Here is a 25,909-nt window from a genome sequence, read left to right as displayed (position 1 = left end):
TGATAAAGGTAGACTAGTTAGGTGTATTAAGGTGAGCGTGTGTATCGTACAAAGCCTGCTTTTTTGTCGTCAGGCCATTTAGTAGCATTTGTGTCAGGTTTTCGGCAATCTCAGCCGGTGTCATTTTGCCTTCCGGCTTGTACCAGGTATGAATCCAGTTTAGCCCCGACAGTATCGTGAGCACGGCAAATTTCTCGTCCGGCACACTAAACTCGCCGCTGCTGATGCCCGTGCTGATGATGTTCCGAAAGCGGGCCTCATACTTGTCGCGCAGCGAAAGGAAAGTTGCCAGCATCGGCTCACTCAGGTGGCGCCACTCGTGCAGGAACACGGCAGAGGCCTCTGTGTTCTGAGTGAGCACCTGCACGTGGGCGGCAATGGCACGTTTCAGTCGGTCTGTAGCAGTGCCCGCATTCGCTTCGGCGGCATCAATGGCCTCAAAAAACTCCTGCGCCATCTTAAAGCAAACCCGCTGCAGTATTTCCTCTTTCGATTTGATGTGGGAGTAAATACTGGCGGCCTCAATACCCAGCGCATTCGCCAGGTCACGCATGGAAGTAGCTGAAAAACCCTTTGACTTAAAAAGCGCCGTGGCTGTTTTCTCTATCTGTTCTTTTCTGCTCAATAGTACCTCCATATATATCTAACAAATATATGCAACCTAACGTTCGTTAGCAAATATATTTTTAAACGTTTCGTCTGGTAAAAGGTTGATACTGACGGAATGTGCCTGGTTATACTTTTAAAAGAGCTGCGTGCGTGCGCGTTTGGGGAATAGCCGTATTAAGAGGGAGTAAAGAAAGCTTTGCGCCCATACTTGCGTATATTTGTTTTCCAGGCTAATTATTTCCGAAAGATATAAAGACGAGCTACCATGACTGACGTGTCCAACACTGCTGCACAGCAAACACTGGAATTTGTAAACTATGAGGTAAAAGACAGAGTGGGCTTTATCACCCTGTCGCGCCCAGAAAAAAGAAATGCACTGAATTTTGAAGTTGTAACCGAGTTGAAGCGCGCCTTTGCCTTTGCCGAGGAAGACGAGGCAAGCAAGGTGATTGTGCTCCGTGCGGCGGGCAAGGTGTTTTGCGCCGGCGCCGACCTGGAGTACCTGCAGCGCCTGCAGGAAAATGACTACCACGAGAACCTGCTGGACTCCACCCACCTGATGGAGTTGTTCCGGATGATCTATACCCTCAAAAAAGTAGTGATTGCCCAGATACACGGCCACGCCATTGCGGGCGGCTGCGGGCTGGCTGCCATTTGTGATTTCGGATTTACGGTGCCGGAGGCGAAGTTCGGCTATACCGAAGTAAAGATCGGCTTTATTCCGGCCATCGTGAAAGTGTTCCTGCTGCGCAAAATAGGTGAGGCCAAAGCCAAACAACTCCTGCTAACCGGCGATTTGATTTCGGCTACCGAGGCTGAGGAGATTGGCCTGGTGAACTGGGTGGTGCCTGCCGAGGAACTGGAGTCGCGCGTTTTTGCCTTTGCCCAAAAACTCTGCGCCGAAAACTCAAAGCAGTCGATGGAGGCTACGAAGGAGATGATTGCCCGGGTGCAGGGAATGAGCCTGGAGGAAGGGTTGCAGTACGCCGCCGAGATGAATGCCGTGGCCCGCAGCAGTGAGGATTGCCAGCGCGGTATTGCCGCTTTCCTGAACAAGGAGCAGATAAAGTGGTAAACTTTGTTTACTATTCAAAACTATTGGTTAAACTTACTGTTCTGTGAGTATGCTGACAGGCATCGGAATTATGCTTTTGACGTTTGTGGCCATGGAAGGAGTGGCGTGGGTAATGCACAAGTATGTGCTGCACGGTTTTCTCTGGTTTCTCCACAAGTCACACCACACCAGGCACAATCACGCTTTTGAGTTAAATGACCTGTTTTTTGCCTACTATGGCTTTTTGTCGATGCTGTTTTTTATATTCGGCACCGACCCCATAGATTACAGGTTCTGGATAGGAGCGGGCATTACGCTGTATGGTGTGGCTTACTTCCTGATACACGATATTTTTATACATCGGCGCATCAGGTTGTTTGGCAAAACGTCTAATGTTTACCTCAAAGCTTTAAACATGGCGCACAAGGTGCACCACAAGGAGCAGGGCAAGCATGGTTCCGAATCGTTTGGTATGCTGTGGGTGGCTCCGCGCTACTTCCGGTCAGCCTATGAAATTGTGAACAAACAGGAACAGGAGAAACGTGGCTCAGTACACTATTAAGGAACTCGAACATTTATCAGGTATCAAGGCGCATACCATCCGGATATGGGAACAGCGTTACAGCATCCTGAACCCCAAACGGACTGACACCAACATTCGCTTCTACGATGATGAAGACCTGAAGTCGCTGCTTAATATCTCGCTGCTCAACGACAGGGGCTATAAGATATCGAAGATAGCGCAGATGGATTCGGAGCAGATACAGCAGAAGGTGCAGCAGCTCTGCGATGAACCCTGTGTGTGCTCGCACCAGGTAAGCGCACTGGTATCAGCCATGATCGATATGAGCGAGGAAAAGTTCGACAAGGCCCTTTCCACCGCCACCATCCAAATGGGCTTCCTGAACACGATGCAGGACGTCGTGTATCCTTTCCTGAACAAGATTGGTATCCTTTGGCAAACAGGCAACATCACGCCTGCCCACGAGCACTTTGTAAGCAACCTGATCCGGCAAAAGCTGTTGGTGGCCATCGACGGGCAGCCGGCGCGCTGGAAAGACAACGCCGACACCTTCATTTTATACTTGCCAGAGAACGAACTGCACGAGCTGGCGCTGCTGTACATGAACTACATTCTTCGGGCTAACAGGCAGCGGGTAATTTACCTGGGGCAAAACCTGCCTTTCAAGGATCTGGAGCTTACGCACGAACAATTCAAAACTGCGCACATCTGCACGGCCTTCACCACATCGCCGGAGCGCGACCAGGTGCAGGGTTACATCAATAAGCTATCCGACAGATTTACCCGAAGTACCATCTATGTGTATGGCTATCAGGTGCATCAGGAGGGGTTGATTCTGCCGCAGAATGTTGTACGCATCCCCTGCATGGCTGATTTTATCGCCCTTTTTAAAGGGTAAAAAATTATTTCAGCACCCAATCCGGGCTCCGGCTGTTTTCGTTTGTTTCGAAAGCGGCAGGGGCCCGGACTCGTTTTGTCGTTTACCATAATAAAGTGTACATACACAGGCTTTGATAGGTTGTTTATCGATAATGTTTAAGGTATTTACAAAATAAGTTAGACAAAACTGTTTTTATTTCAGTAGACATCGTATATTTGTTTATGGTTACACCTTGATACATTAAACAAGATGACTGCAATAGAATTCAACAATCTCGTACAAAATGTGGCACAGTCGCTCCGGCCGGTTGCCATGAACCTCACGCGCGACACGGACGATGCCAAGGACCTGGTGCAGGAAACAATGCTGAAGGCATTGACTAACCGCGACAAGTTCAAGGCCGGCACCAACCTGAAAGCATGGTTGTACACCATCATGCGCAATACCTTCATCAACAACTACAACAAGGTTACCAAGCGCAGCAGTAAAGTTGACAGCTCCGAGTACCTGCAGTACCTGAACACTGACGAAAGCTATGTAACTCAGAACAAAGGCACGGCAACCTTCGTCATGAATGATATAAACAAAGCCATCGCCAACTTAAGCGAGGAGCACCGCACGCCTTTCATGATGTACTATGTAGGCTACAAGTACCTGGAGATTGCCGATAAACTAAGTATTCCTATCGGTACCGTGAAAAACCGCATACACATTGCCCGTAAAGAGCTGAAGCAGGCGCTGAAGGTGTACCAACAAGACGTTTAAAAGAGTATCTTGTAGTATGATAGGAACACGCGTGATTGTGATCGGGTCTGGTTTCTCCGGCTTAGCCGCTGCCACCAGCCTGGCCGACCAAGGGTATGAGGTAACCGTACTGGAGAAGAACGACAGCCCCGGCGGCAGGGCCAGAAGCTTCTCAGCAGATGGGTTTACCTTTGATATGGGCCCAAGCTGGTACTGGATGCCCGACGTGTTCGAGTCATACTTCAATAAATTCGGCAAAAGCACCTCTGATTACTATGATCTCAAGAGGCTGGATCCTTCCTACGCCGTTATTTTCGGCGAAAATGATTTTGTAAACATCCCAGCTCAAATGCCGCAAATGCATGCTCTTTTCGAAAGTATGGAGAAGGGAAGCGCCGAGCAGCTCGACAAGTTCCTGGAGCAGGCCGCATACAAGTATGAGGTGGGTATCAACCAACTGGTGTACAAGCCAGGCCGCTCCCTAACCGAGTTCATGAGCCCGCGCCTGCTGCTGGATGTGATCCGGATGGATGTTTTTCAGTCGTTCCACAAACATATCCGTCGTTTCTTTCGGCATGATAAGATCATCAAGCTGATGGAGTTTCCGATTTTGTTTCTGGGCGCCTTGCCGCAAAATACCCCCGCCCTCTACAGCCTCATGAACTATGCCGATATCAGCCTTGGAACATGGTACCCGATGGGCGGCATGCACAAGATAGTGGAGGGCATGGTAAAGCTCGCTACCGAAAAGGGCGTAAAGTTCCGCTATAACCAGGATGTGCAGCAGTTGCAGGTGGAGAAACAAGTTGTGCACCGGGTGCAGACTTCTACCGATGCCTTCCAGGCCGATGTGGTGGTGGCCAGTGCCGATTATCATCATGTGGAGAAGGAACTGCTGCCCGAAACCAGCCGAAGCTACACCGATGCCTACTGGGAAGACCGCGTGATGGCGCCGTCGTCTTTGCTGTTTTACCTGGGCGTGAGCAAGCGGCTGCAGAACCTGCAGCACCACAACCTTTTCTTTGATGAGGATTTCGGGCCGCATGCCGAGGAGATCTACACAAACCCGAAGTGGCCGACAAAGCCGCTGTTCTATGTTTCGGCGCCTTCCGTTACGGATCCTGCTGTGGCACCGGAAGGCTGCGAGAACCTGTTTATACTTATACCAGTGGCCCCTGGCTTGGAGGATACTGAGGAACTGCGCGAGAAATATTTTAACCTGGTGATGGACCGCCTGGAGCGGCTTACGAAGCAGGAAATCCGGAGTGCCATTGTGTACAAGCGAAGTTACGCCCACCGCGACTTTATAAAAGATTACAACGCCTTCAAGGGCAATGCTTACGGCCTGGCCAACACGCTGCTGCAAACCGCCATACTTAAGCCAAGCCTGAAGAGCAAAAAAGTAAAGAACCTGTTTTATACCGGGCAGCTAACGGTGCCGGGCCCGGGTGTGCCGCCCTCGCTTATCTCGGGGCAGGTGGTGGCCAAGGAAGTGGCGAAGGAGTTTGCCTTGCCCGCCGTTGTCACCGTATAAAAGATTTTAAACAGCAAGTGAATGGAGCAGCTTTTCGAAGATACCTGTATGCAGTGCAGCAAAGTAATTACCCAGGCCTACAGCACCTCGTTCACGCTGGGTATCAAAACGCTGCATAAAAAATTCCACCTGCCCATTTACGCCATCTATGGGTTTGTGCGTTGCGCCGATGAGATTGTGGATACTTTCCATGGCCATGACAAGCGCAAACTGCTCCAGGACTTCGAGAAGCAAACCTACGAAGCCATTGACCAGCAGTTAAGCCTGAATCCGGTGCTGCACGCTTTTCAGTGTGTGGTAAACAAGTATAAAATAGACAAATCTTACATCCAGGCCTTCCTGAAAAGTATGGAGATGGATCTAGATGATCAAGTTTACGACCGCTCCCTTTACGAGGAATATATCTACGGCTCTGCCGAGGTAGTGGGCCTGATGTGCCTGAAGGTGTTCTGCGAGGGAGACAATGAAATGTTTGAGCGCCTGAAGAAGCCTGCCTGCAGTTTGGGCGCGGCGTTCCAGAAAGTAAACTTCCTGCGCGACATGAAAAGCGATTTTAAGGAGCGCGGACGGGTGTACTTTCCGAAAGTGGAGTACCAGAAGTTTAGCAACCAGTGCAAAGAGGAGATAGAGGCAGACATCCGGAAAGATTTTGACGAGGCCTACGCCGGCATTATGGCGCTTCCGCGCACGGCGCGGATGGGGGTGTACCTGGCATACGTTTACTATCTTAAACTTTTCCGGAAGATACAGGCACTGCCTGCAACCCATATTCTGGAAGAGCGCGTAAGAGTACCTGATAATACGAAGCTGGCACTATTGTTGGGTTCGTACGTCAAGTACAGACTTAATGCAATCTAAATGCTGAATAAATTACCGTTTCTTTTTTTACTTTTTATAGTTCAGATAGCCCTTGCCGACAACCCCTCCAGTTACAAGCTGACGGTGCTGAGGGAGGAGTATCGGGCAGCCAGCCTGGACGCTGACGTGGCCTCGCGCTTCAACAAGAAGATGATGGCCTACAAAGGCGAAGATGCCTCGGTGCTGGCTTACAAAGCAGCGTCGGAGGCTGTGATGGCCAAGTATGTCTGGAACCCTTACAGCAAGCTAAAGCAGGTGAAGTCTGCGGCGGCCATTTTTGAGAAAGCGGTGGAGAAGGACGCGGATAATCCGGAAATACGCTTCCTCAGGTTTACGGTGGAGTATTATGTGCCGCGTTACCTGAACCTAAGCCCGAATATCGAGAAAGACAAAAAAATAGTAATTGAGGCATTAAAAGAGCACCCAAAATCAGGTATGCCAACGGAGCTGGCACGCACCATACTTGATTTCATGATTTCGAAAGAACACACTACGCCTGCGGAGAAGAAGGTATTGCAGCGCATCGACATTTGATCTGCGGGAGAGGAGTTAAACGGCAGTGTTTGGTGCTTTCGGTTTTCTAAAGGGATTGCTTCTTGATGATTTCGCTGATAGCACATACACCCTTTTTATAATCCTGCTTCATGTATCTGTACCTGTACCTGAATATCTTCACCATTCTTTTCCCCTTCCTGTTGTCTTTCGATAAGAAAGTGGCCTTTTATAAAAATTGGGGCGCCCTTTTTCCGGCCATACTTGCCAACGCTGTTTTCTTTATAGTTTGGGATGCGCTGTTCACTTCCATGGGCGTGTGGGGCTTTAACGAGGAGTACCTGACAGGCATCTACTTCTTTAACCTGCCCCTTGAGGAGATTCTTTTCTTTATTACCGTGCCCTATGCCTGCGTATTCATCTACGAGGTGCTGAATGCCTATATCAGCAAAGACCTGCTGCAGCCCTATGCCAAAAGCATTGCCGTGGCACTGATCATTATACTTCCGCTGATCGCCGTTTTCAACATCTCAGCGCTTTATACCTCTATCACCTTCATGCTGCTTGCCCTGCTGCACCTGGTGCATCTGCGCCTGTTCGGCACCCGCCACCTGGGCCGCTTTTACCTGGCGTACCTGGTGCACCTGGTGCCATTCCTGCTCGTGAACGGCGTGCTGACATACCTGCCCATTGTGTGGTACAACGACAGCTACAACCTGGGGCTGCGGATTGTATCTATACCGGTGGAAGACTCCATGTATTCCATGCTGATGCTGCTGCTCACTATTTCTGTGTATGAGGGGATTAAAGCGCGAAAGTCGGCTAAACAATATTCCCGGGTAGTTGTATAATAGGTATATGGAAACCCTCAGCGTCACAATCGATTCCAACTCTGGTTTCTGCTTCGGAGTAGTCTATGCCATCCAGATGGCCGAGGACATCCTGGCGGAGCGCGGGTACCTATATTGCCTGGGCGATATCGTGCACAACGACGAGGAGGTGGAACGCCTGCAGCAGCAGGGCCTGCGCATCATAAATCACGAGCAATTTCGGGAACTACAGGACGAAACTGTGCTTATCCGTGCCCACGGCGAGCCACCGGAAACGTACCAGGCAGCTTTGAAGAACAATCTAACATTAGTAGATGCCTCCTGCCCGGTGGTGCTGAAGCTTCAGAACCGCATTAAATCATCCTATGACAAAAAAGATAAGATTTTTATCTATGGCAAGCACGGCCACGCAGAGGTTATGGGTTTGCTTGGCCAGACCAGTAACGAGGCCGTGGTGTTTGAAAGTATGGAAGAGTTGCTGCGGCACGAGCTTCCGGCTAACATTACGCTCTACAGCCAGACAACCAAAAGCACGCACAGCTTCTACAGTATAAAGGGACAGCTGGAGGAATTAGGCTATCAGGTGAACGCCAACGATACTATTTGCCGGCAGGTATCGAACCGTGACAAGGAACTTCGTAAGTTTGCCTCTAAGTTTACAAAGGTAGTTTTTGTATCGGGTACCAAGTCCAGCAACGGCAAAGTGCTGTACCACGTGTGCAAAGACACGAATCCGAACACCTTCTTTATTTCCAAGGCAGAGCAACTGCAGCCGGACTGGTTTAGCCCCGGCGACAGCATTGGCATCTGTGGGGCTACCTCCACACCTATGTGGCTGATGGAGCAGGTGCGCGATGCTTTGCTGAAAGGTGAATTTTAACCAGCGCGTTCACGTTAAGAAGTACCACCACCAGTAGTGTTTCATGCATGGCCATAAAAAGGAGCAGTGATTACAGGGGAGTAGCCGTAGCCGCAGTTATTCTGGTAGCTTGGTTTGCTTTGCTGGCGTACCTGCTGCAGAGCTCGTTTGACTTCTCCTCTCCGCTGACGTACCTGTTTATACTGGTGCAAACCCACCTCTACACCGGCCTCTTTATTACCGCCCATGACGCCATGCACGGTGTTGTAGCGCCCGGAAAGCCGAAATTGAACAAAGCTATCGGCACGGTGACAGCATTTCTGTTTGCCTACAACTGGTATCCGCGCCTGCTGCCCAAGCACCACCAGCACCACCGCCACGTAGCCACCGACAAGGATCCCGATTACCACTCAGGCAGCTTCTGGCCCTGGTACCTTAGCTTTCTGAAGCAGTACATTACCTGGTGGCAAATTGCGCTGATGGCCATTACGTTTAATGTGCTGAAGCTGTATTTCCCGCTGTGGAACGTGATTCTATTCTGGATGCTGCCGGCCATACTTGCCACTTTCCAGCTTTTTTACTTCGGCACCTTCCTGCCGCACCGCGGAGAACATCCTGCGGACAACAGGCACAAATCGGGCACGCAAGCCAAGAACCACCTCTGGGCGTTTATCAGTTGTTATTTTTTTGGCTATCACTACGAGCACCACGACAAGCCCTATCTGCCTTGGTGGCAGCTGTATAAAGCAAAGACCTGAAGTTGCCCCGCCAAGTATAAGGGCTAAGTATAAGGGCAATGATAAGAAAGAAGTGTAACAGCCGATGGGTGCTGTGCGTATGCTATAGGGTTTAAACCCGTCGTACTATATATATCTTCCCTAATCTTTATGAAGCCTTTACTCGCCTCTGCTATTCTTTTTGTACTCTTATGCCTTCAGGCGCCTGTGCTGCAGGCCCAGATAGGAGGAAGCAGTAACCCTGGCTCACTAAGAGCTGGTATTAACTATGTTTTTCTTTCTGACTCTGATAGCCAGGGGCTTCTGTTTCAAAATACGCTGCACCACTACGTGGGCAAGCGCTTTGGCGTGGGGGTAAACCTAGGTTTGCTTTCAGCAAAGAACTACGACGAGGCAATGCAGATTTACACGGTACAGAATGCATTCTACATGGCCTCCGTGGAGGGCACGTTCGACCTAATGCAGAATGAGTCCGTTGCCTTCAGGTTAGGGGTGGGGCCGGCGGTGCGGCACCGTTCGGAAATTAGCTCTGACCCGGAAGACCAGGGAACGCAGGATGGCTCCGTGACACACATTAAGACCACTGATATTGGTGTTGATGCTTTTATTGAAAACGACTTCAGTATTTTACGAAATGGGGTGGCGGGTGGCCGTGTTGGCTACTTCTACTACACAAAAGGCACAGCAGTGCTATCCATTGGCATACACCTGGGTTTCAGCTTCTAAATAGCTTTCACACAGGCATTAAAAACAGGAACGGGGAGCTGCTTGCAGCTCCCCGTTCCTGTTTTTAATGCCTGTGTTGTCTAATGGTCGCCTGCCTCTTTCTTGCAGCAGTCGTCCAGGCGGTTGTACGCTCTTTCCTGTGCCGGCTTGTCATCGGCATCATACCCTGTCTCCGTCACAGCCTTGGCAATGTTCGCTGCATTTGTCTTGCGGCTATCAAACACCACCGTCAATACTTTAGATTTCACGTCGAGGCTGGATGATTTAACACCTTTCTCATACGCCATGGCTTTCTCCAGGGTGGCTTTGCACATGTCGCAAACGGCAGATGTTTTGATCTTTACCGTTTCTTTGTTTCCCTGCTGGGCCTGCACGCCAAAGCTCATAAAAGCTAAAACTATGGAGAAAAGAAGTGCTTTGAATTTGTTCATTTTTCTGTGTTTAAGAGGATGATATTTTCTAAATATTATTGATTAATCAATTCTGTAACGAAGGCCGGCATACACCGTGCGGCCCGTAATCGGACCCCATACCATGCTAGCATCAAAATTGTTGCCAAAAGGCTCATCCGCACCGATAATTGGGTTAGGCTGGCGATAATTTAGCAGATTCTCCACGCCAAGGTACACATCCCAACGCTTAAACGCCCGCGTCACCTGTGAGTTCACCGTCATAAAGCGGTCAGAGGTGCGCTCCTGCATTTCTGTCGGCGCCGGTTGATGCTCCAGCGTGGCCAGTGGCATCAGGCCAAAGAACTGGGTGGTCAGGTCAGCGCGCCATTTATCAAAAGGTGTAGCAAAGCCTAGGTTCACAAAAAAGCGGTGCTCCGGGATCATCGGTTTCTGCAGCAGGTCGCCTTTGTAGCTGGTCCTTACATCGTAGTACTTGTAAGCCGCCTTGGCATCAAAGCCCCGCAGAATCTCATACTGCACCTCCGCCTGAAAGCTGTTGGAGAACGAGCGGCCTTTCAGGTTGTAAAAAAGGACCTGCCCCGGGGAACTGTACATGTCCGTCACCACCTGGTTTGTGAAGCTGGTATGGTAAAAATCCGTTACAAAAGAGCCGGGGCGGTTGGCCAGTTTGAAGTAGTGCGTAAACGACCCGCCAACGCTCCAGGCCTCCTCCGGGTCTAGCGCCTCTTCCACACGTATGCGGCGGGAGCTCACCAAGGCAGCGGTGTTCTCTGCAATGGGATTCGCCACTCGAAAGCCACGGCCTGCCGCGATACGGGCAATGGAGGTGGGGGAGAAATCATACTTGATGTTAAGCCTTGGCGTGAAGACGGTGCCATAAAGGTTGTGGTAATCCACACGGGCGCCTGCCACCACTGTTAAGTCGGCGGCATTGTTGTATATATACTCTGCAAAGGCACCCGGTATGCGCTCCGTTCTGCTGAAGGCAGAATCGGACAGGCTCTCGGAATAATCCTCTAATGTATAGCTGAGCCCAGTTTTATACGTGTGGCGGGTGTCCCCAATAATGGACTGGAAAATCAGCCGAGCATTGGCACTGTTCTGCTCCCCGTTATAGGCGCGCCAGCCATACTGCGAGGTAAACGCATGGTGTGTGGCCGACGTGATGAGCCCTATACTCTGGTAAGGCTTGCCCGGGAAAGTGTAGGAAGTCTTGTTAAAACCAGACAGCCTGTCAACATCCGACTCGGTGCCGTAGTATGGCTGCGCCGCGATAGATTGGTTTTCGCTATACTTTAACTGACCACCTATTTTCTCCTCGGTCAAGGCATTAATTCCGAACTCCGATACCCAGTCGCCGTGCTCATATTTCCACTTGTTGTATACGTTATACTGCGAGCCTACCGCCAGGTCCATGAACCCGTCGTTGTTACGGTCCACGCGGTGGTGCAGCTGGTCGGTGTGCAGCATCAGCAATGTGCTCCACTTGCTGCCTAGGTTGGTGGATAGGTTCAGGTTAGCGTCGTACCGGCCCAGGTGGTTGCCATACAGGTTCAGGTACAGGCGCTCGGTTTTGGCGGGGTCCCGCAGGCTCACGTTCACCTGCCCCGAGATAGACTCATAGCCGTTCAGCACCGAGCCCATTCCCTTAATGATGTCAATAGAGCCGATGAAGGTGCCCGAAAGGTAATTTAGGCGGTAAGGCGTGGCGAGGCCGCGCAACGCCGGCACGTTGTCCGTAGTGAGTAAAGTATAAGCACCGTCCAGCCCCAGCATCTGTATCTGCTTGGCACCGGAAACGGCATCGGTGGTAGAAACTTCCACAGAGGCGTTCGTCTCAAAGCTCTCCGCCAGGTTGCAGCAGGCTGATTTCTCCAGGTCCCGAACAGTAATGATTTCCGTCTGGGTAGATGTTAGCGCGGAATGCCGCTCCACCTGGCCCTCTACCACCACTTCCTTCAGGCCGCTGGCCGAACCAAGTGCCACAGTAACGGTGCTCTTGCCCTGCACGGCTATCGTGTCAGGGGTATAGCCAATGTATGTCACCACAATAGTAGGAGACACGGCATCAGCCAGTGCCAGGGAGAAACTGCCGGAGGCGTCTGTAGCAGTGCCTTTGTCGGTGCCCAGCCATACTACGTTCGCACCTATAAGTGGCTGGGAAGTGTTGTTTTTATCGACCACCTTGCCCTGCAGGCGCTGAGCTGTGGCTTGGGAAGGCAGGCTAAGTATGGCAAGCAGGGCCAAAGTCAGGTGCCAGAATTTACCTTTTTGTATGATAGACATGTTATGTTGATTGTTGAATACTGCTGGAATTGATTCACAACGCTAACTGAATTTTAGCGCTATACAGAATAAATGGCAGGATCAGACAATCAGCACCTGGATACGGTGCAGCAAATTTCGGCCGTGGAGCGGCGGAGAAGAGTCGGTATAAGTATAAACTTTGGCTTCGGCGGCGATTATCTGCTGTGGTAGCAGCGGCTTTAAAGGAGTCAGGAAAAACACCGGCACCAGCAGGGTATGCTGTTTCTGGGCTGCCACAGGCTCCAGTTTGTCATACGACACTTCCTTTTCGCAGCAGCTGTCTTTTTCCTCGGCTTGCCTTGGCTTGCTGCAGCACGCATCTGCACTGGCTGCGATACGAGTATCCGTGCCAGCCATACGGCAGATTGTTTCACTGAGCGCAACACCCACCGAGCCCAGCAATACACTGAAAGCAAGGAGTAAAACAGCGATATGTCTGTGGGTGTATCTCACACTGCAAATATACGAAATCTTCTACCACTTTGCTCCACCCGTGGTAAATCTATGCCACTTTCCCCCACTTTTACAGATGCATTTCAGGATTAAGTGTAATAGCTATATAAAATAGTAATTTTACTATACTTAATAAATAATCTATTGGTAATCAATAAGTTAATTTAGTATGTGCTCGTATTTTAGCTAAAAGCAGCGTCTGCTGCAAATAAAGTTATACCCAAAATAAAGGGGAGGTGGTGTGGATAATGTGGATAAGTGGTGTGGATTACCATAATTTATCCACAAAGTGGTAAAAAGTGGTAGATAGTGGTTGTGTAGTTTTGCTGAATCGCTACATTTGTATAGTCCTAAGTCTATATGGGCTAAACCCTGGCTGCCTATGAACTTTCTCTCTGGCGAGTATGAATGCAAGATCGATCCGAAAGGAAGGTTGGTTTTACCTGCAAAGATAAAAGCCAATCTGCCGGAGGCGTCGGGCAATCATGTGGTGCTGATGAGAGGGTTTGAACCTTGCCTGGTTTTGTACCCAAAGGCAGAATGGAAAGTGATTTACGACAAGGTGGCCGGCCTGAACGAATTCAACGAGGAGTACCGTCATTTTCAGCGGAACTTCTTTCGGGGCAACACCGAGATTGAGTTGGATGGTGCTGGTCGTTTCATCGTTCCGAAGTCTATGGGTAGGTTTGCCAACCTGGAGAAGGAAGCGATTGTGGTGGGGCTTGGTAACCGCGTGGAGATCTGGAATCCTGATAGTTACGAGGAATTCCTGATCAAAGACCAGCAGAATTTCTCACAGCTTGCCCAAAAGTTTTTGGGTGATAAACCGGCCGAGGAGCCGCTTGTGTAATGGAGTATCATCGCCCGGTATTACTGGAGGAGTCGGTAGAAGCGTTGGCTATTAAGCCGGACGGAATATACGTGGATGTGACGTTTGGTGGCGGGGGCCACTCATTGCACATCCTGCAGAAGCTTACAACGGGTAAGCTTTATAGTTTTGACCAGGACAAGGATGCAGAAGAGCAGTCGAAGAAGCTGGAGGGGCCAACCTTTCAGTTTGTGCGCGCCAACTTCCGCGACCTTAAAAAGTACCTGCGCCTGTACGGGGTAAAGCAGGTGGATGGCTTGCTGGCTGACCTGGGTGTTTCATCGCATCAGTTCGATGTGCCGGAGCGGGGTTTTTCGACCCGCTTTGATGGTCCTCTGGACATGCGGATGGACTTTGAAGCAGGTATCACGGCAAGTGAGGTGCTGGAGACTTACTCGGAGGAGCAGCTGCACCGCATCTTCGGCATTTACGGGGAGGTGAAAAACGCTAAAACACTGGCCCGCACCGTGGTGGAGAAACGCAACAGGCAGTCGCTGCAGACAATAAGTGACTTTAAGCAGGCCATCAGTTCCTGCACACCGAAGGGGAAAGAGAATAAGTACCTGGCGCAGGTGTTTCAGGCGCTGCGCATAGAAGTGAACGACGAAATGAAGGCCCTGGAGGAGATGCTGGAGCAGGCAACGCAAGTGCTGAAGCCGGGTGGAAGGCTCTCGGTGATCTCTTACCACTCGCTGGAAGACAGGTTGGTGAAGAACTACATTGCCAAAGGCAGATTTTTCGGGGAGGTGGAAAAAGACCTTTTCGGAAACGAGATAAAACCGCTGGAGGCCGTGCATCGCAAGCCGATCACGCCGCCAGAGCAGGAGCTGCTGCAGAACAGCCGCTCCAGAAGTGCCAAACTAAGGGTAGCTGAGAAGAGGGACGAAGGGTAGAAAAGTAAAATGAATTACTAGCTAAAGGAAATTGAGTATGGCTTCAAATGTATTGGTGAAGAAATCAGACTCGCCCCGATTTAATGCGGAGCGGGTGAAGCCAGAGGTGGTACAGGAGCCGCAGAAAAAGAAAAGAGGGTTCAGTCTTTTCGCACTGCTGGACAAGTATACAAATGTCGATGCCTTGTTTGAGGAAGGTGTGCCGCTGCGTTTTATGCCGCGCATCCTCTTTCTGACGGGCATTACGCTTTTCTACATCGGCAACACGCACTTCGCCGAGAAAACCATTCGCAAGATCGATAAAGTAAAAGTGGAGGTGGAAGACCTGCGGGCCGACTATTCTACGCTCAAGTCTGATTATATGGAGGCTAGTAAACAGTCGGAGGTGGCGCGCAACGTGGCGCCGCTTGGCCTGGAAGAAAGCTCAACACCACCTTACCAAGTGATTGTGTCTCCAGATGAATATTAAGAAATCCATAGTTGTCCGCGTTCGTTTGGCATTCCTGTTGGTATGCCTTTTTGCGTGTGCCATCGTGTATAAAGTTATCGCGATTCAGTACCTGGATGGCGAAAAGTGGAAGAGCATCTCCAAAGAGCGCCGCATTTTCTACAAGCCGGTGCACGCCACGCGCGGCAATATCTTTTCCGACAACGGTAGCATTCTGGCTACCTCCCTGCCTTTTTACCGTGTCGCATTTGATCCCACTGTGGCAAAGGCAGAAGTGTTTAACAACGGCGTTGACTCGCTGGCTATGTTGCTTGCGCAATTCTACGGCGACAGGTCAGAGGACTATTACCGCCGCAAGATTAAGAACGCCCGCCATGCCGGCAGAAGGTACATCAGGCTAAACAGCCGCCAGATCAACTACCAGGACAAGAAACTGATGGCCAAGTGGCCCGTGTTCCGCGACGGAAAGAACAAAGGCGGTGTAATTTTCGAGAAAGTAGAGAAGCGCTTCAAGCCGTTCGGCCTGCTGGCCGACCGTACGATCGGCTTTATCAACGAAGATAAAAATGGTGCTGGTTTGGAGTTTAGCTTTAACGGTGATTTAACAGGCGCAGACGGTGAGGCCTTGTTTGAGCGCATTGCGGGCGGCAGCAAACCGATCTACGACGGCACCGAGGTGAAACCGCAGCACGGCTATGACATCAAAACCACCCTGGACATCAACCTGCAGGACGTGGCAGAGAATGCCCTTTATAAGGCGCTGGAGAGAACGAATGCCGAGTATGGTTGCGTGATATTGATGGAGGTCAAAACAGGCGAGATCAAAGCGATCGCAAACCTGGGCAAGACCACCGGCGGCTATATTGAGGACTATAACTACGCGGTAGGAAACCAGGGACGTACCGAGCCCGGCTCCACGTTCAAACTCGCCTCGATGATGGCTTTGTTTGAGCACGCACCTGAGGTAAAGCTAACGGATACAATTGATACCGGCGATGGCCGCTACCGCATCAAGAATACAGTGATGACGGATGCCAAGATAAACGGCTATGGCAAATTGACGGTGCAGCAGGTGTTTGAGAAGTCATCTAATGTGGGTGTTGCCAAACTGATGGAGGCCCATTTCAGCAATGATCAGCAAGCATATATAGATTACCTGAATAAGTTTGGCCTGAACAGCACCCTCGGCTTCCAGATGGAAGGGGAGGCGCGGCCTTACATGAAGGACCCGCGCGACAAGAACTGGTATGGCACCACGCTAACGTCCATGTCCATTGGCTACGAGCTAAAGCTGTCTCCCCTGCAAACGCTGGCTTTTTACAATGCGGTGGCAAACAACGGAGTGAAGATCCAGCCTATAATTGTAAAGGAAATCCGAAAGGCTGATGAAGTACTCCATTCCTACTCCACCCGTGTGCTGGACGACCAGATATGCTCGGAGGCAACGCTGAAAAAGCTGCGCATGATGCTGGAGGGTGTAGTGGCGAACGGTACGGCAAAGAACGTGCTTAGCGCCGACTATAAGATTGCCGGTAAAACAGGCACAGCCCGAAAGGTGAAAAATGGCCGCTACGTGAAGGAGTACTCCACTTCGTTTGCTGGTTACTTTCCAGCTGATAACCCGAAATATTCCTGCATTGTGATCATCGACAGTCCGCGTGGCGTGAACGTGTATGGTGGTGATGTGGCAGCACCGGTGTTTAAGGAACTGGCTGATAAAGCCTACGCACGCGACCTGGCCATGCACAAGCCCATGCACGAGCGCGTGGTGCCGAACAGGGAAAGTATACCGCAGGTGGAGGCAGGCAGCTTCGACGACCTCAGAACAATTTGCAACACCATTGGGGTAAGCACCAGAAACGGAAACCTGGATGACGAGTGGGTGAAAGTGGTGCCGCTGCGTCGCTCCCTGGGCTTTGAAGCTACACCAGTGATGAAGAACACCGTGCCTGATGTACAGGGTATGACGCTTCGCGATGCGCTGTACATCCTGGGTAACCAACACCTGAAGGTGAAAGTGTCTGGTGCCGGCAAACGCGTGAAAGAGCAGTCGCTGGAACCTGGCACTGAGATAAACGAGGAAAAAACGATAACGATTACACTGAGCTAATGCAGCAGCTACAGGATATACTTAAAGGGGTACAGGTACTCAGCAGCCAGGGAATCCTGGAGGTGCAGGTGCAGTCCATTACGTTTGATTCGAGGAAGGTAGGCGAGGGAGTACTTTTTGTGGCGATGCGCGGCGTGCAGGCAGACGGCCATGAGTTTATTCCAAAAGCCGAAGAAGCAAAGGCCGTAGCGATCGTATGTGAAGAGCTTCCGGCGCAACTGCAGCCGGGCATTACCTATGTGCAGGTAAAGAATTCAGGAGAGGCGCTTGGCCAGATGGCTTCGGCTTTCTACGGGCACCCGTCCAAGAAGCTTCAGTTAGTGGGCGTAACCGGCACAAATGGCAAAACTACTTCTGTTACGCTCCTGCACAAGCTGTTTCGTGAGTTGGGCTACCATGTAGGCCTGCTTTCCACGGTGCAGAACCAGATTGACGAGGAAATTATTCCTTCCACACACACCACACCGGATGCTGTGCGACTGAATGAGCTGCTGGCGCAGATGGTGAAAGCAGGTTGCACGCATTGCTTTATGGAGGTGAGCTCGCATGCGATGGTGCAGCAGCGGGTGGCAGGTCTAACGTTTGCCGGCGGGGTGTTTACTAATATCACACACGACCACCTGGATTACCACGGCAGTTTTGATGAGTATATCAAAGCGAAGAAGTCATTCTTTGACATGCTTCCGAAAAGCGCTTTTGCCCTAATTAATGCGGACGACAAGCGCGGACCGGTAATGGTGCAGAACACGAAAGCAGCTGTGCATTACTATGCCTTGCGCAAGGTGGTGGACTTTAAGGCGCGAATCATCGACAACACCATTCAGGGCTTGCACCTGGAGGTGGACGGACAGGAGATTTGGTGTAAACTGATCGGTGCCTTTAACGCTTACAACCTGCTGGGCGCCTATGGCGTGGCCGTTTTGCTGGGCGAAGACAAGATTGAAGCGCTAACGGTGCTTTCCAGCCTCGATTCAGCTGCAGGCCGCTTTGATTACCTAGTTTCGGATGCGCTTATAACGGGTATCGTGGATTATGCGCACACGCCTGATGCGCTGGAGAATGTGCTGAATACGATCCAGCAAATCCGTAACCCGAACCAGAAAGTGATTACGCTGGTGGGCTGTGGTGGCAACCGCGACGCAGCCAAGCGTCCATTGATGGCAGATATTGCCTGCCGCCTAAGCGATAAAGTTATACTTACCTCCGATAATCCGCGCTTCGAAGAGCCGCAGGCGATCTTAGAGGATATGCAGAAAGGCGTAAAGCCACTGGATTTTAAAAAGACGTTGTCGGTACTCGATCGCCGGGAGGCAATTAAAACTGCTTGCATGCTGGCTGAGCCGAACGATATCATACTTGTGGCGGGCAAGGGGCACGAAACTTACCAGGAGGTAAAAGGTGTGAAGCATGATTTTGACGACAAGCAGGTCTTGCGGGAGATGTTTCAGCAACTTGGAAAGTAGCCACTCTAATCAACTTAAAATTTAGCCAAAGAATTACCGAACACCATTTAGATGCTTTACCACCTCTTTACATACCTCGACCGCGAATTCGATCTTTTTGGAGCGGGTGTATTCCAATACATCTCTTTCCGGGCAGGTATGGCGACTCTCGTTTCGCTGTTGATAGCGATGATTTTTGGCGGCAGATTGATAAAGGTTTTACAGCGCAAGCAGGTAGGCGAGTCCATTCGCGACCTGGGGCTGGAAGGCCAGATGCAGAAGAAAGGCACGCCAACCATGGGCGGTCTCATTATCCTGATGGCCATACTTGTGCCGGTGTTGCTGTTTGCCCGACTCGACAATATTTACATCCAGCTGATGCTGTTCTCTACTGTATGGCTGGGCACGATTGGCTTTCTGGATGACTACATCAAGGTTTTCAAGAAAAATAAGGAAGGTCTTGCCGGGCGCTTCAAAATTTTAGGCCAGGTAGGGTTAGGTTTAATCGTGGGGCTGACGCTATACTTCAACGAGGATGTGGTGGTGCGCCAGTACCTGTTCAGTGATGGCTCTACCTCAGCGGTTAATGCCTCGGGCAGATTTTTAGACGTGCACAGTATGATCACTACCATTCCTTTCCGGAAGAACAACGAACTGGACTACTGCAACCTGTTTGCTTTTGCTGGTCCGCTATTCCAGAACTGGTCCTGCTACCTCTACATTCCATTCGTGATCCTGGTAATCACGGCGGTATCAAACGGCGCAAACCTGACAGACGGTATTGATGGATTAGCGGCAGGTACGTCTGCCATTATCGGCACAACGCTGGCTATTTTTACTTACGTGTCTGGTAACACCATTTTTGCTGATTACCTCGACATTATGTTTATCCCTAACTCTGGTGAGTTGGCTATTTTCTGCCTTGCCTTTGTGGGGGCATGCGTGGGTTTCCTGTGGTATAACACCTATCCGGCGCAGGTATTCATGGGCGATACAGGCAGTTTGGCCATCGGGGGCATCATCGCGGTGTTGGCCCTGATCGTGCGCAAGGAGCTGCTTATCCCAATTCTGTGCGGCATTTTCCTGGTGGAGAGCCTGTCGGTGATGCTGCAGGTGAGCTACTTTAAGTATACCCGGAAGAAGTATGGCGAGGGCAGGCGCATTTTTCAGATGTCGCCGCTGCACCACCACTACCAGAAGCTAGGCTACCACGAGTCGAAAATTGTTGGGCGCTTCTGGATTGTGGGCATCATGCTCGCCATTCTCACCCTGGCAACTTTAAAATTAAGATAAGTAGGACCTAACGAAACACGAACAACGAACTATGAAACTAGCGATACTAGGAGCAGGAGAGAGTGGTGTAGGAGCCGCTTTGCTGGCAAAGGCAAAGGGGCTCGAGGTGTTTGTGTCTGATAAAGGAGAAATAAAGCAGCAGTATAAAGAGCGGTTGACTGCGGAAAATATTCCGTTCGAAGAGGGGACACATTCCACTGAGCGCATACTTGCCGCCGATCAGATCATCAAAAGCCCGGGTATTCCGGATAAGGCGCCGATTATAAAAGAGGCCGTTGAAAAAGGGATTCCTGTTATTTCGGAGATTGAGTTTGCAGGCCGGTACACCGTTGCGAAGTTTATCTGCATCACGGGCACCAACGGCAAAACTACGACAACGCTGCTAACTTACCACCTGCTGAAAAGCGCAGGCCTGAATGTAGGCTTGGCGGGAAACATAGGAGAGAGTCTGGCCGAAAAGGTGATCGAGAACAAGTATGACTACTACGTGGTGGAGCTGAGCAGCTTTCAACTGGACAATATGTACCAGTTCAAGGCGCACATCGCGGTGCTCACAAACATCACGCCCGATCACCTCGACCGCTACGAATACAGCATGGAGAAATATGCGGACTCTAAACTGCGTGTGGCGCAGAATATGACCGGCGCAGATTTTTTCCTGTTTAACGCAGATGACGAGAATATAGCCAGGACATTTAATGCGTCAGACTTTGCCGGCACCGCTGTGCCGTTTTCATTGAAGGGAGCTGAAAGTGCAAAGGTGTACTTTGAAGGCGACGAGATTAAAGTAAACGAGAAGTTTTACGAGGCAAGTATAGACACGTTCAACTCGCCGCTGATAGGCATGCACAACCAGTACAATACCATGGCGGCCGTAGCGGTAGCCAAACTGCTGGGCGTGGAAGATGCAGTTATTGAGCAGGCATTGGCCACTTTTGAGAATGCTGAGCACCGGATGCAGTTGGTTGGAGAGGCGAAAGAGGTAACCTACATCAACGACTCCAAAGCCACCAACGTGGAGGCCGTGTGGTACGCATTGGAAGGTATCAAGCAGCCGATTGTCTGGATTGCCGGCGGCGTGGACAAAGGCAACGACTACAGTACGCTAGTCGATTTGGCCCGCGAAAAAGTGAAGGTGCTGATTTGCCTGGGCGAGGACAACAAGAAGCTGCAGGAGGCTTTTGGCCGGGTAGTGCCGATTGTAGCCGAAACAACATCCATCGAGTATGCGGTGCGCCTGAGCCGGTCGCTTTCTGAACCCGGCGATGTGGTGTTGCTGTCGCCGGCTTGCGCCAGCTTCGATCTTTTTAACAATTACGAACACCGTGGACAGCGCTTTATAGAGGCTGTGGAGAAGATAGTGCTGAAGAAATAAAGAATTCAAGTTAAAGCCAAAGGTATGATAAAGCAGTGGTTACAGAAAAACCTGAAAGGCGACCCCGTATTGTGGGGTATCGTAATCGCGTTCTCGCTGATCAGCGTGGCGGTGGTTTACTCTGCCACAGGTACGCTGGCATACAAGATGATGGAGGGGAATACGGAGTATTTCCTGTTTAAGCACACATCCCTGATCCTGGTCGGCCTTGGTTTTATGTGGATTGCACACAAAGTGCCTTACCGCTATTACTCGCGCCTGTCGCTGGTGGCGCTGATTGTATCGGCTCCGCTTTTGATCTTTACCTTTTTCTACGGCTCTAACATCAACGAGGCATCCCGCTGGATCACTATCCCGGTAATCAACCAAACGTTCCAGCCTTCGGATTTGGCAAAATTGGCCCTGATCTCTTACCTGGCTAGTATGCTTTCCAAAAGGCAGGATGGGGTGGATAACTGGAAAAGCGCCCTGTTACCGATGGTACTCTGGACCGGTTTCATCTGTGGCCTGATTGCGCTGACCAACACGTCTACAGCAGTACTGTTGTTCATTACCTGTGTGCTGCTGATGTTTATCGGCCGAGTTCCCCTGAAACAACTGGCTGTGATGGTGCTGGTAGTTGGGGTGGTGGGCACCACAGCCCTGGCTTTGGGCCAGCGAATGGACACCGCCGTTAGCCGCTTCGAAGATTTCATGGACCCGTCGGAGGTTCCGTTCCAGTTAGAGCAATCCTATATTGCCATCGCAACGGGCGGTGTGTTGGGCAAAGGCCCAGGCAACAGCGACCAGCGCGATATTCTGCCGCACCCATACTCTGACTTTATCTATGCCATCATCCTGGAGGAGTATGGTTTGGTGGGCGGAGTCGTGGTGCTTTTCCTGTACCTGGCTTTTCTGTATCGCGGGTTGGTAACGGTGACAAAGAGCAATGGCGCCTTTGCCAGCTTGTTGTCTGCCGGTGTTTGTTTTAGTCTGGTGATGCAAGGGATGGTGAACATGGCGGTGGCCGTTGGTTTAGGGCCCATTACGGGTTTGCCGCTGCCGCTCTTAAGTATGGGAGGAACTTCGCTGATCTTTACAGGCATTTCCATCGGCATTATACTTAGCGTGAGCCGAACTGACATGGAAGAAAAGCGCAATGCCACAGCTGTAAATTCAACTTTGAAAACACAGGTAAATGCCTAAGCAGGGTCAACCATATCGCGTGATAATCAGTGGCGGCGGCACGGGCGGGCACATATACCCGGCTGTGGCGATTGCGAATGAACTGCGCACGGTGAATCCTGCTACTGAAATACTTTTTGTGGGAGCCCAGGGGCGAATGGAAATGACGCGGGTGCCGGAGGCAGGCTATAAAATCGTTGGTCTTTGGATCAGCGGTCTGCAGCGCCGCCTGACACTGGACAACCTGTCTTTCCCGTTCAAAGTGATTTCAAGCGTGCGTGCGTCGCACAAAATCATCAAAGAGTTCAAGCCGGATGCCGTGGTTGGCGTGGGAGGCTATGCCAGCGGGCCGCTATTGTATGCTGCCACTTCTAAAGGTATTCCGGCGCTGATACAGGAGCAGAATTCCTATGCCGGTATCACGAATAAAGTGCTGGCCAAGCGGGTGCAGAAAGTATGTGTGGCCTACCCGAACATGGAGGCTTTTTTTCCGGCTGATAAGTTGGTGCTCACCGGAAACCCGGTGCGTGCGGACATCATGAACTTGGCAGGAAAAAGACAAGAGGCACTGCAGCACTTTGGCCTAAGTGCAGAGAAGAAAACAATACTGGTGATTGGCGGAAGCCTGGGTGCCAGAACGATCAACTTAAGTATGGCCGCTGGCCTGGAAAGTATAGCCGCCGCGGGTTATCAGCTGATCTGGCAAACCGGAAAGGCTTTTTACCCCCAGGCACAGGAACTGGAGAGCAAGTATAAGCAGCAGGGAATCCGGGCGTTTGATTTTATCAGGCAAATGGATTTGGCCTATGCCGCGGCGGATGTGGTTATCTCCAGAGCCGGTGCACTTTCGATCTCAGAGCTTTGCCTGGCCGGGAAACCCGCTGTGCTGGTGCCTTCACCCAACGTGGCCGAAGACCATCAGACAAAGAACGCGATGGCATTGGTGCAACAGCAGGCCGCTATACTTGTGCGAGACGTGGAGGCAAACGAGAAACTGGTGCCCACAGCGCTGCAGTTGGCGAAAGATGAGCAGGAGCAGCAGCGCTTGCAGCAAAACATACGGAAGATGGCCCGCCCAAATGCGGCCTCAGATATTGTAACGGAACTGTTAAAGTTAATCAAGTGAAACTCGAGGACTACAGCTATATCTACTTTTTGGGCATTGGCGGTATCGGCATGAGCGCCATAGCACGCTGGTTCAAAGCCAAGGGCTTTCCGGTGTGGGGATACGATAAAACCCGCACCGCACTGACCGAGGCCCTGGAGCAGGAGGGAATAGTTGTGCATTACGAGGACGATATAAACAACCTGCCGCAGGAATTACTGCAGCATAAGGAGGAAACGTTGGTCGTGCTTACGCCAGCCATACCTGCCGAGCACAACGAGTGGAATTACCTGAAGGAACAGCAATACACCATCAAAAAGCGATCGGAGGTACTGGGCATTATTACCGGCTCGGCCTATACGGTGGCGGTGGCCGGAACGCATGGCAAAACGACCACTTCCAGCATTGTGGCGCACCTGCTGCACCACGCAGGGGTGGACTGTTCGGCGTTTCTGGGTGGCATTTCCACCAACCTCAATTCCAACCTGCTGATCGGAAACGGCTCGGCGGCGAAAGAGGTGGTAGTGGTGGAAGCTGATGAGTACGACCGCTCTTTCCTAACCTTGTTTCCGGATGTGGCAATTGTAACTTCCGCAGACCCAGACCACTTAGATATTTATGGCGACGGCGAGGAACTGATCCGGACTTTCCAGCGGTTCATTAGCCAGGTAAAGCCGGGTGGATTCCTGTTTATACATGCCTCAGTGGATTCTCGCCTGACAGAAAAAGTACAGGAGGGAGTGCAGGTGGTGAAGTATAGTTTAGACAATGGAGCGGCCCATGTAGAGAACCTGAATATTAACGGGCGTTGGTTTGAGTTTGATGTGCAGAGCCCTTACGGTAACATACAAAGTATGAAGCTTGGCGTACCCGGTTTTCACAATGCGGAGAACACGCTCGCGGCCATACTTGCTGCCGAGGTTCTGGAGGTGCCGGCAGCTAAAATCAGAGCGGGAGTCGAGGCCTTTACCGGTGTGAAGCGCCGCTTCGAGTTTGTGTACGAAGGCAACGGAAAAGTTTATATTGACGACTACGCGCATCACCCCAAAGAGATTGATGCGTTCATGAATTCACTGCGGGCACTATACCCGAGCAAGAGAATTAAAGTGATATTTCAGCCCCACCTTTTCAGCCGCACAAAGGATTTCGCAAGCGAGTTTGCGGAGAGCCTGAGCAAGGCGGACGAGCTGGTGCTGCTCGACATTTACCCGGCGCGTGAAAAACCGATTCCGGGCGTGACTTCCGACATCATTCTGAGCCAGGTAAATTGCCCGGTTAAAAGGCTGATGCGAAAAGAGGAAGTAGTGGAAAAACTGCGATTGGAGCCAGATTTCGATGTTTTAGCGACGCTTGGCGCCGGTGACATTGATACGCTGGTTAGGCCTATTAAAAATATTTTAGAAAATAACAGAGATGGGCTTGAATAGTAGAATAAAATCTCTAATTTTTGCAGGTTGTAGCCTTATATCAATAGGGGCTTTGGCAGGTTTTGCATCGTCGAGACAAAATGTAAAAACTTGTGAAAAAGTTTCAATAAATATTGATAATGAGTACAATAATTACTTTATTGGTGATAAGGAAGTAAGGGACCTGCTAACCCGCGAGGGAGAGCGGAAAATTGAAGGCCTTTCAAACCAATTCATCAACCTGAAAAACCTTGAGAAACGCATTGAAGCGCATAAGTTTGTAAAAGATGCGGAGGTGTACAGGGGCTTAGATGGAAATATTCAGGTAAGTGTAAAACAGAACAGGCCTATTGCCAGAATTATACGATCAGATCAAGATGTTTACATCGATGCAGAGGGAAACTTACTTCCGCTCTCCGATAGATATACCGCTCGTGTAATACCAATAACCAAGTCAGCACTAATCAAACCATCTGACAAAGGCTTTTTCAGGGATTCCCTGGGGCAGTCTTACCTTGACCTGCTACAGTTCGTGGAGCGGGATGAGTTCTGGAAAGCCCAACTTGTGCAGATGCACATCGACGGCAGTGGCAAGGTTTTCTTCCTGCCCCAACTCGGCGACCATACCATAGAGTTTGGAAAGCCGGTGCAGGTGGAGGAGAAGTTTAAAAAGTTAGCCATCCTCTACAAAGAGGTGCTCCCCACCATGGGTTGGGAGCGCTACAAGCGGGTTAACGTAGAGTACGAAGATCAGATTATTTGCGAATAACAGACACAAACAACAAT

The 25,909-nt window shown here is 50.8% G+C and carries 26 protein-coding genes; 22 read left to right on the top strand and 4 right to left on the bottom strand.

Annotated features, from left to right (window positions below):
- Positions 1-13 precede the first annotated feature (13 nt).
- The gene (locus tag A0W33_RS02285; protein ID WP_068836667.1) at positions 14-637 is read right to left on the bottom strand and encodes a TetR/AcrR family transcriptional regulator; all 624 of its coding nucleotides are present in this window, start codon (positions 635-637) and stop codon (positions 14-16) included.
- A gap of 237 nt (positions 638-874) precedes the next feature.
- On the opposite strand from A0W33_RS02285, the gene A0W33_RS02280 reads away from it, so the two are divergent.
- From A0W33_RS02280 to A0W33_RS02230, 11 genes are all read left to right on the top strand, one after another.
- Positions 875-1,684, top strand: a complete 810-nt coding sequence (locus A0W33_RS02280; protein WP_068836666.1) for an enoyl-CoA hydratase/isomerase family protein — start codon at positions 875-877, stop codon at positions 1,682-1,684.
- A gap of 49 nt (positions 1,685-1,733) precedes the next feature.
- On the top strand, positions 1,734-2,225 hold the full coding sequence (locus A0W33_RS02275) for a sterol desaturase family protein (RefSeq protein WP_068836665.1): 492 nt from the start codon (positions 1,734-1,736) through the stop codon (positions 2,223-2,225).
- Positions 2,206-3,084, top strand: a complete 879-nt coding sequence (locus tag A0W33_RS02270) for a MerR family transcriptional regulator (protein ID WP_068836664.1) — start codon at positions 2,206-2,208, stop codon at positions 3,082-3,084. The genes A0W33_RS02275 and A0W33_RS02270 overlap by 20 nt, the downstream gene beginning before the upstream one ends.
- A 231-nt stretch (positions 3,085-3,315) precedes the next feature.
- Entirely contained in the window at positions 3,316-3,831 is a 516-nt protein-coding gene (locus A0W33_RS02265; protein ID WP_068836663.1) for an RNA polymerase sigma factor, read from the top strand.
- A 16-nt stretch (positions 3,832-3,847) separates the two neighbouring features.
- A complete protein-coding gene (locus A0W33_RS02260; protein WP_068836662.1) occupies positions 3,848-5,344 on the top strand; it encodes a phytoene desaturase family protein in 1,497 nt (498 codons plus the stop codon).
- Between the two features lie 21 nt (positions 5,345-5,365).
- The gene (locus tag A0W33_RS02255) at positions 5,366-6,202 is read left to right on the top strand and encodes a phytoene/squalene synthase family protein (protein ID WP_068836661.1); all 837 of its coding nucleotides are present in this window, start codon (positions 5,366-5,368) and stop codon (positions 6,200-6,202) included.
- Positions 6,203-6,736 (top strand): hypothetical protein, encoded by a 534-nt coding sequence (locus tag A0W33_RS02250; protein ID WP_068836660.1) that lies wholly within the window; start codon positions 6,203-6,205, stop codon positions 6,734-6,736.
- Positions 6,737-6,846: 110 nt separating this feature from the next.
- On the top strand, positions 6,847-7,545 hold the full coding sequence (locus tag A0W33_RS02245) for a lycopene cyclase domain-containing protein (protein ID WP_068836659.1): 699 nt from the start codon (positions 6,847-6,849) through the stop codon (positions 7,543-7,545).
- Between the two features lie 7 nt (positions 7,546-7,552).
- Positions 7,553-8,404: a 4-hydroxy-3-methylbut-2-enyl diphosphate reductase gene (locus tag A0W33_RS02240; RefSeq protein ID WP_068836658.1), complete on the top strand. Its 852-nt coding sequence runs from the start codon at positions 7,553-7,555 to the stop codon at positions 8,402-8,404.
- A gap of 47 nt (positions 8,405-8,451) precedes the next feature.
- Positions 8,452-9,141: a fatty acid desaturase gene (locus tag A0W33_RS02235; protein WP_068836657.1), complete on the top strand. Its 690-nt coding sequence runs from the start codon at positions 8,452-8,454 to the stop codon at positions 9,139-9,141.
- Between the two features lie 129 nt (positions 9,142-9,270).
- Positions 9,271-9,846 carry a hypothetical protein gene (locus tag A0W33_RS02230; protein WP_068836656.1) on the top strand — a complete coding sequence of 192 codons (576 nt, stop codon included), beginning with the start codon at positions 9,271-9,273 and terminating at the stop codon, positions 9,844-9,846.
- Positions 9,847-9,926: 80 nt separating this feature from the next.
- Here the strand turns inward: A0W33_RS02230 and A0W33_RS02225 are convergent, their stop codons facing one another.
- From A0W33_RS02225 to A0W33_RS02215, 3 genes are all read right to left on the bottom strand, one after another.
- Complete coding sequence (locus A0W33_RS02225) at positions 9,927-10,277, bottom strand: heavy-metal-associated domain-containing protein (protein ID WP_068836655.1); 351 nt, start codon at positions 10,275-10,277, stop codon at positions 9,927-9,929.
- A gap of 42 nt (positions 10,278-10,319) precedes the next feature.
- Complete coding sequence (locus tag A0W33_RS02220) at positions 10,320-12,545, bottom strand: TonB-dependent receptor (protein ID WP_068836654.1); 2,226 nt, start codon at positions 12,543-12,545, stop codon at positions 10,320-10,322.
- A gap of 81 nt (positions 12,546-12,626) precedes the next feature.
- Entirely contained in the window at positions 12,627-13,019 is a 393-nt protein-coding gene (locus A0W33_RS02215) for an HYC_CC_PP family protein (RefSeq protein ID WP_438804758.1), read from the bottom strand.
- 382 nt (positions 13,020-13,401) lie between these two features.
- Here A0W33_RS02215 and mraZ point away from each other — a divergent pair, with 382 nt between their 5' ends.
- The 11 genes from mraZ to A0W33_RS02160 are packed head-to-tail and all read left to right on the top strand — an operon-like array spanning position 13,402 to position 25,892.
- Entirely contained in the window at positions 13,402-13,869 is a 468-nt protein-coding gene (gene mraZ / locus A0W33_RS02210; RefSeq protein WP_068836652.1) for a division/cell wall cluster transcriptional repressor MraZ, read from the top strand.
- Positions 13,869-14,780: a 16S rRNA (cytosine(1402)-N(4))-methyltransferase RsmH gene (gene rsmH, locus A0W33_RS02205; protein WP_068836651.1), complete on the top strand. Its 912-nt coding sequence runs from the start codon at positions 13,869-13,871 to the stop codon at positions 14,778-14,780. Before mraZ ends, rsmH begins: the two co-directional genes overlap by 1 nt.
- A 37-nt stretch (positions 14,781-14,817) precedes the next feature.
- A complete protein-coding gene (locus A0W33_RS02200) occupies positions 14,818-15,249 on the top strand; it encodes an FtsL-like putative cell division protein (RefSeq protein WP_068836650.1) in 432 nt (143 codons plus the stop codon).
- Positions 15,239-17,338: a penicillin-binding protein gene (locus A0W33_RS02195; RefSeq protein ID WP_068836649.1), complete on the top strand. Its 2,100-nt coding sequence runs from the start codon at positions 15,239-15,241 to the stop codon at positions 17,336-17,338. The genes A0W33_RS02200 and A0W33_RS02195 overlap by 11 nt, the downstream gene beginning before the upstream one ends.
- Positions 17,338-18,801 (top strand): UDP-N-acetylmuramoyl-L-alanyl-D-glutamate--2,6-diaminopimelate ligase, encoded by a 1,464-nt coding sequence (locus A0W33_RS02190; protein ID WP_068836648.1) that lies wholly within the window; start codon positions 17,338-17,340, stop codon positions 18,799-18,801. The genes A0W33_RS02195 and A0W33_RS02190 overlap by 1 nt, the downstream gene beginning before the upstream one ends.
- 51 nt (positions 18,802-18,852) lie before the next feature.
- The gene (gene mraY, locus A0W33_RS02185) at positions 18,853-20,073 is read left to right on the top strand and encodes a phospho-N-acetylmuramoyl-pentapeptide-transferase (protein ID WP_068836647.1); all 1,221 of its coding nucleotides are present in this window, start codon (positions 18,853-18,855) and stop codon (positions 20,071-20,073) included.
- Positions 20,074-20,104: 31 nt separating this feature from the next.
- Positions 20,105-21,448, top strand: coding sequence for a UDP-N-acetylmuramoyl-L-alanine--D-glutamate ligase (gene murD / locus A0W33_RS02180; protein ID WP_068836646.1), 1,344 nt, complete (start codon positions 20,105-20,107; stop codon positions 21,446-21,448).
- Between the two features lie 24 nt (positions 21,449-21,472).
- A complete protein-coding gene (locus tag A0W33_RS02175) occupies positions 21,473-22,633 on the top strand; it encodes an FtsW/RodA/SpoVE family cell cycle protein (protein ID WP_068836645.1) in 1,161 nt (386 codons plus the stop codon).
- Positions 22,626-23,738, top strand: a complete 1,113-nt coding sequence (gene murG / locus A0W33_RS02170) for an undecaprenyldiphospho-muramoylpentapeptide beta-N-acetylglucosaminyltransferase (protein ID WP_068836644.1) — start codon at positions 22,626-22,628, stop codon at positions 23,736-23,738. Before A0W33_RS02175 ends, murG begins: the two co-directional genes overlap by 8 nt.
- Positions 23,735-25,144 carry a UDP-N-acetylmuramate--L-alanine ligase gene (gene murC, locus A0W33_RS02165; RefSeq protein WP_068836643.1) on the top strand — a complete coding sequence of 470 codons (1,410 nt, stop codon included), beginning with the start codon at positions 23,735-23,737 and terminating at the stop codon, positions 25,142-25,144. The genes murG and murC overlap by 4 nt, the downstream gene beginning before the upstream one ends.
- Positions 25,131-25,892: a cell division protein FtsQ/DivIB gene (locus tag A0W33_RS02160; protein ID WP_068836642.1), complete on the top strand. Its 762-nt coding sequence runs from the start codon at positions 25,131-25,133 to the stop codon at positions 25,890-25,892. Before murC ends, A0W33_RS02160 begins: the two co-directional genes overlap by 14 nt.
- The last annotated feature ends 17 nt before the right edge of the window (positions 25,893-25,909 follow it).

Source organism: Pontibacter akesuensis, assembly GCF_001611675.1.
GTDB classification, from domain to species: domain Bacteria; phylum Bacteroidota; class Bacteroidia; order Cytophagales; family Hymenobacteraceae; genus Pontibacter; species Pontibacter akesuensis.
This window is presented reverse-complemented; position numbering and strand designations above follow the sequence as displayed.

Coding starts and splice junctions, on each gene's coding strand:
- A0W33_RS02220 (WP_068836654.1), bottom strand. CDS start 12,545: ATGTCTATCATACAAAAAGGTAAATTCTGGCACCTGACTTTGGCCCTG.
- mraY (WP_068836647.1), top strand. CDS start 18,853: ATGCTTTACCACCTCTTTACATACCTCGACCGCGAATTCGATCTTTTT.
- murG (WP_068836644.1), top strand. CDS start 22,626: ATGCCTAAGCAGGGTCAACCATATCGCGTGATAATCAGTGGCGGCGGC.
- A0W33_RS02245 (WP_068836659.1), top strand. CDS start 6,847: ATGTATCTGTACCTGTACCTGAATATCTTCACCATTCTTTTCCCCTTC.
- A0W33_RS02275 (WP_068836665.1), top strand. CDS start 1,734: ATGCTGACAGGCATCGGAATTATGCTTTTGACGTTTGTGGCCATGGAA.
- A0W33_RS02160 (WP_068836642.1), top strand. CDS start 25,131: ATGGGCTTGAATAGTAGAATAAAATCTCTAATTTTTGCAGGTTGTAGC.
- A0W33_RS02235 (WP_068836657.1), top strand. CDS start 8,452: ATGGCCATAAAAAGGAGCAGTGATTACAGGGGAGTAGCCGTAGCCGCA.
- A0W33_RS02230 (WP_068836656.1), top strand. CDS start 9,271: ATGAAGCCTTTACTCGCCTCTGCTATTCTTTTTGTACTCTTATGCCTT.
- A0W33_RS02200 (WP_068836650.1), top strand. CDS start 14,818: ATGGCTTCAAATGTATTGGTGAAGAAATCAGACTCGCCCCGATTTAAT.
- rsmH (WP_068836651.1), top strand. CDS start 13,869: ATGGAGTATCATCGCCCGGTATTACTGGAGGAGTCGGTAGAAGCGTTG.
- murD (WP_068836646.1), top strand. CDS start 20,105: ATGAAACTAGCGATACTAGGAGCAGGAGAGAGTGGTGTAGGAGCCGCT.
- A0W33_RS02250 (WP_068836660.1), top strand. CDS start 6,203: ATGCTGAATAAATTACCGTTTCTTTTTTTACTTTTTATAGTTCAGATA.
- A0W33_RS02255 (WP_068836661.1), top strand. CDS start 5,366: ATGGAGCAGCTTTTCGAAGATACCTGTATGCAGTGCAGCAAAGTAATT.
- A0W33_RS02190 (WP_068836648.1), top strand. CDS start 17,338: ATGCAGCAGCTACAGGATATACTTAAAGGGGTACAGGTACTCAGCAGC.
- A0W33_RS02195 (WP_068836649.1), top strand. CDS start 15,239: ATGAATATTAAGAAATCCATAGTTGTCCGCGTTCGTTTGGCATTCCTG.
- A0W33_RS02240 (WP_068836658.1), top strand. CDS start 7,553: ATGGAAACCCTCAGCGTCACAATCGATTCCAACTCTGGTTTCTGCTTC.
- A0W33_RS02265 (WP_068836663.1), top strand. CDS start 3,316: ATGACTGCAATAGAATTCAACAATCTCGTACAAAATGTGGCACAGTCG.
- A0W33_RS02285 (WP_068836667.1), bottom strand. CDS start 637: ATGGAGGTACTATTGAGCAGAAAAGAACAGATAGAGAAAACAGCCACG.
- A0W33_RS02175 (WP_068836645.1), top strand. CDS start 21,473: ATGATAAAGCAGTGGTTACAGAAAAACCTGAAAGGCGACCCCGTATTG.
- A0W33_RS02280 (WP_068836666.1), top strand. CDS start 875: ATGACTGACGTGTCCAACACTGCTGCACAGCAAACACTGGAATTTGTA.
- A0W33_RS02225 (WP_068836655.1), bottom strand. CDS start 10,277: ATGAACAAATTCAAAGCACTTCTTTTCTCCATAGTTTTAGCTTTTATG.
- A0W33_RS02260 (WP_068836662.1), top strand. CDS start 3,848: ATGATAGGAACACGCGTGATTGTGATCGGGTCTGGTTTCTCCGGCTTA.
- mraZ (WP_068836652.1), top strand. CDS start 13,402: ATGAACTTTCTCTCTGGCGAGTATGAATGCAAGATCGATCCGAAAGGA.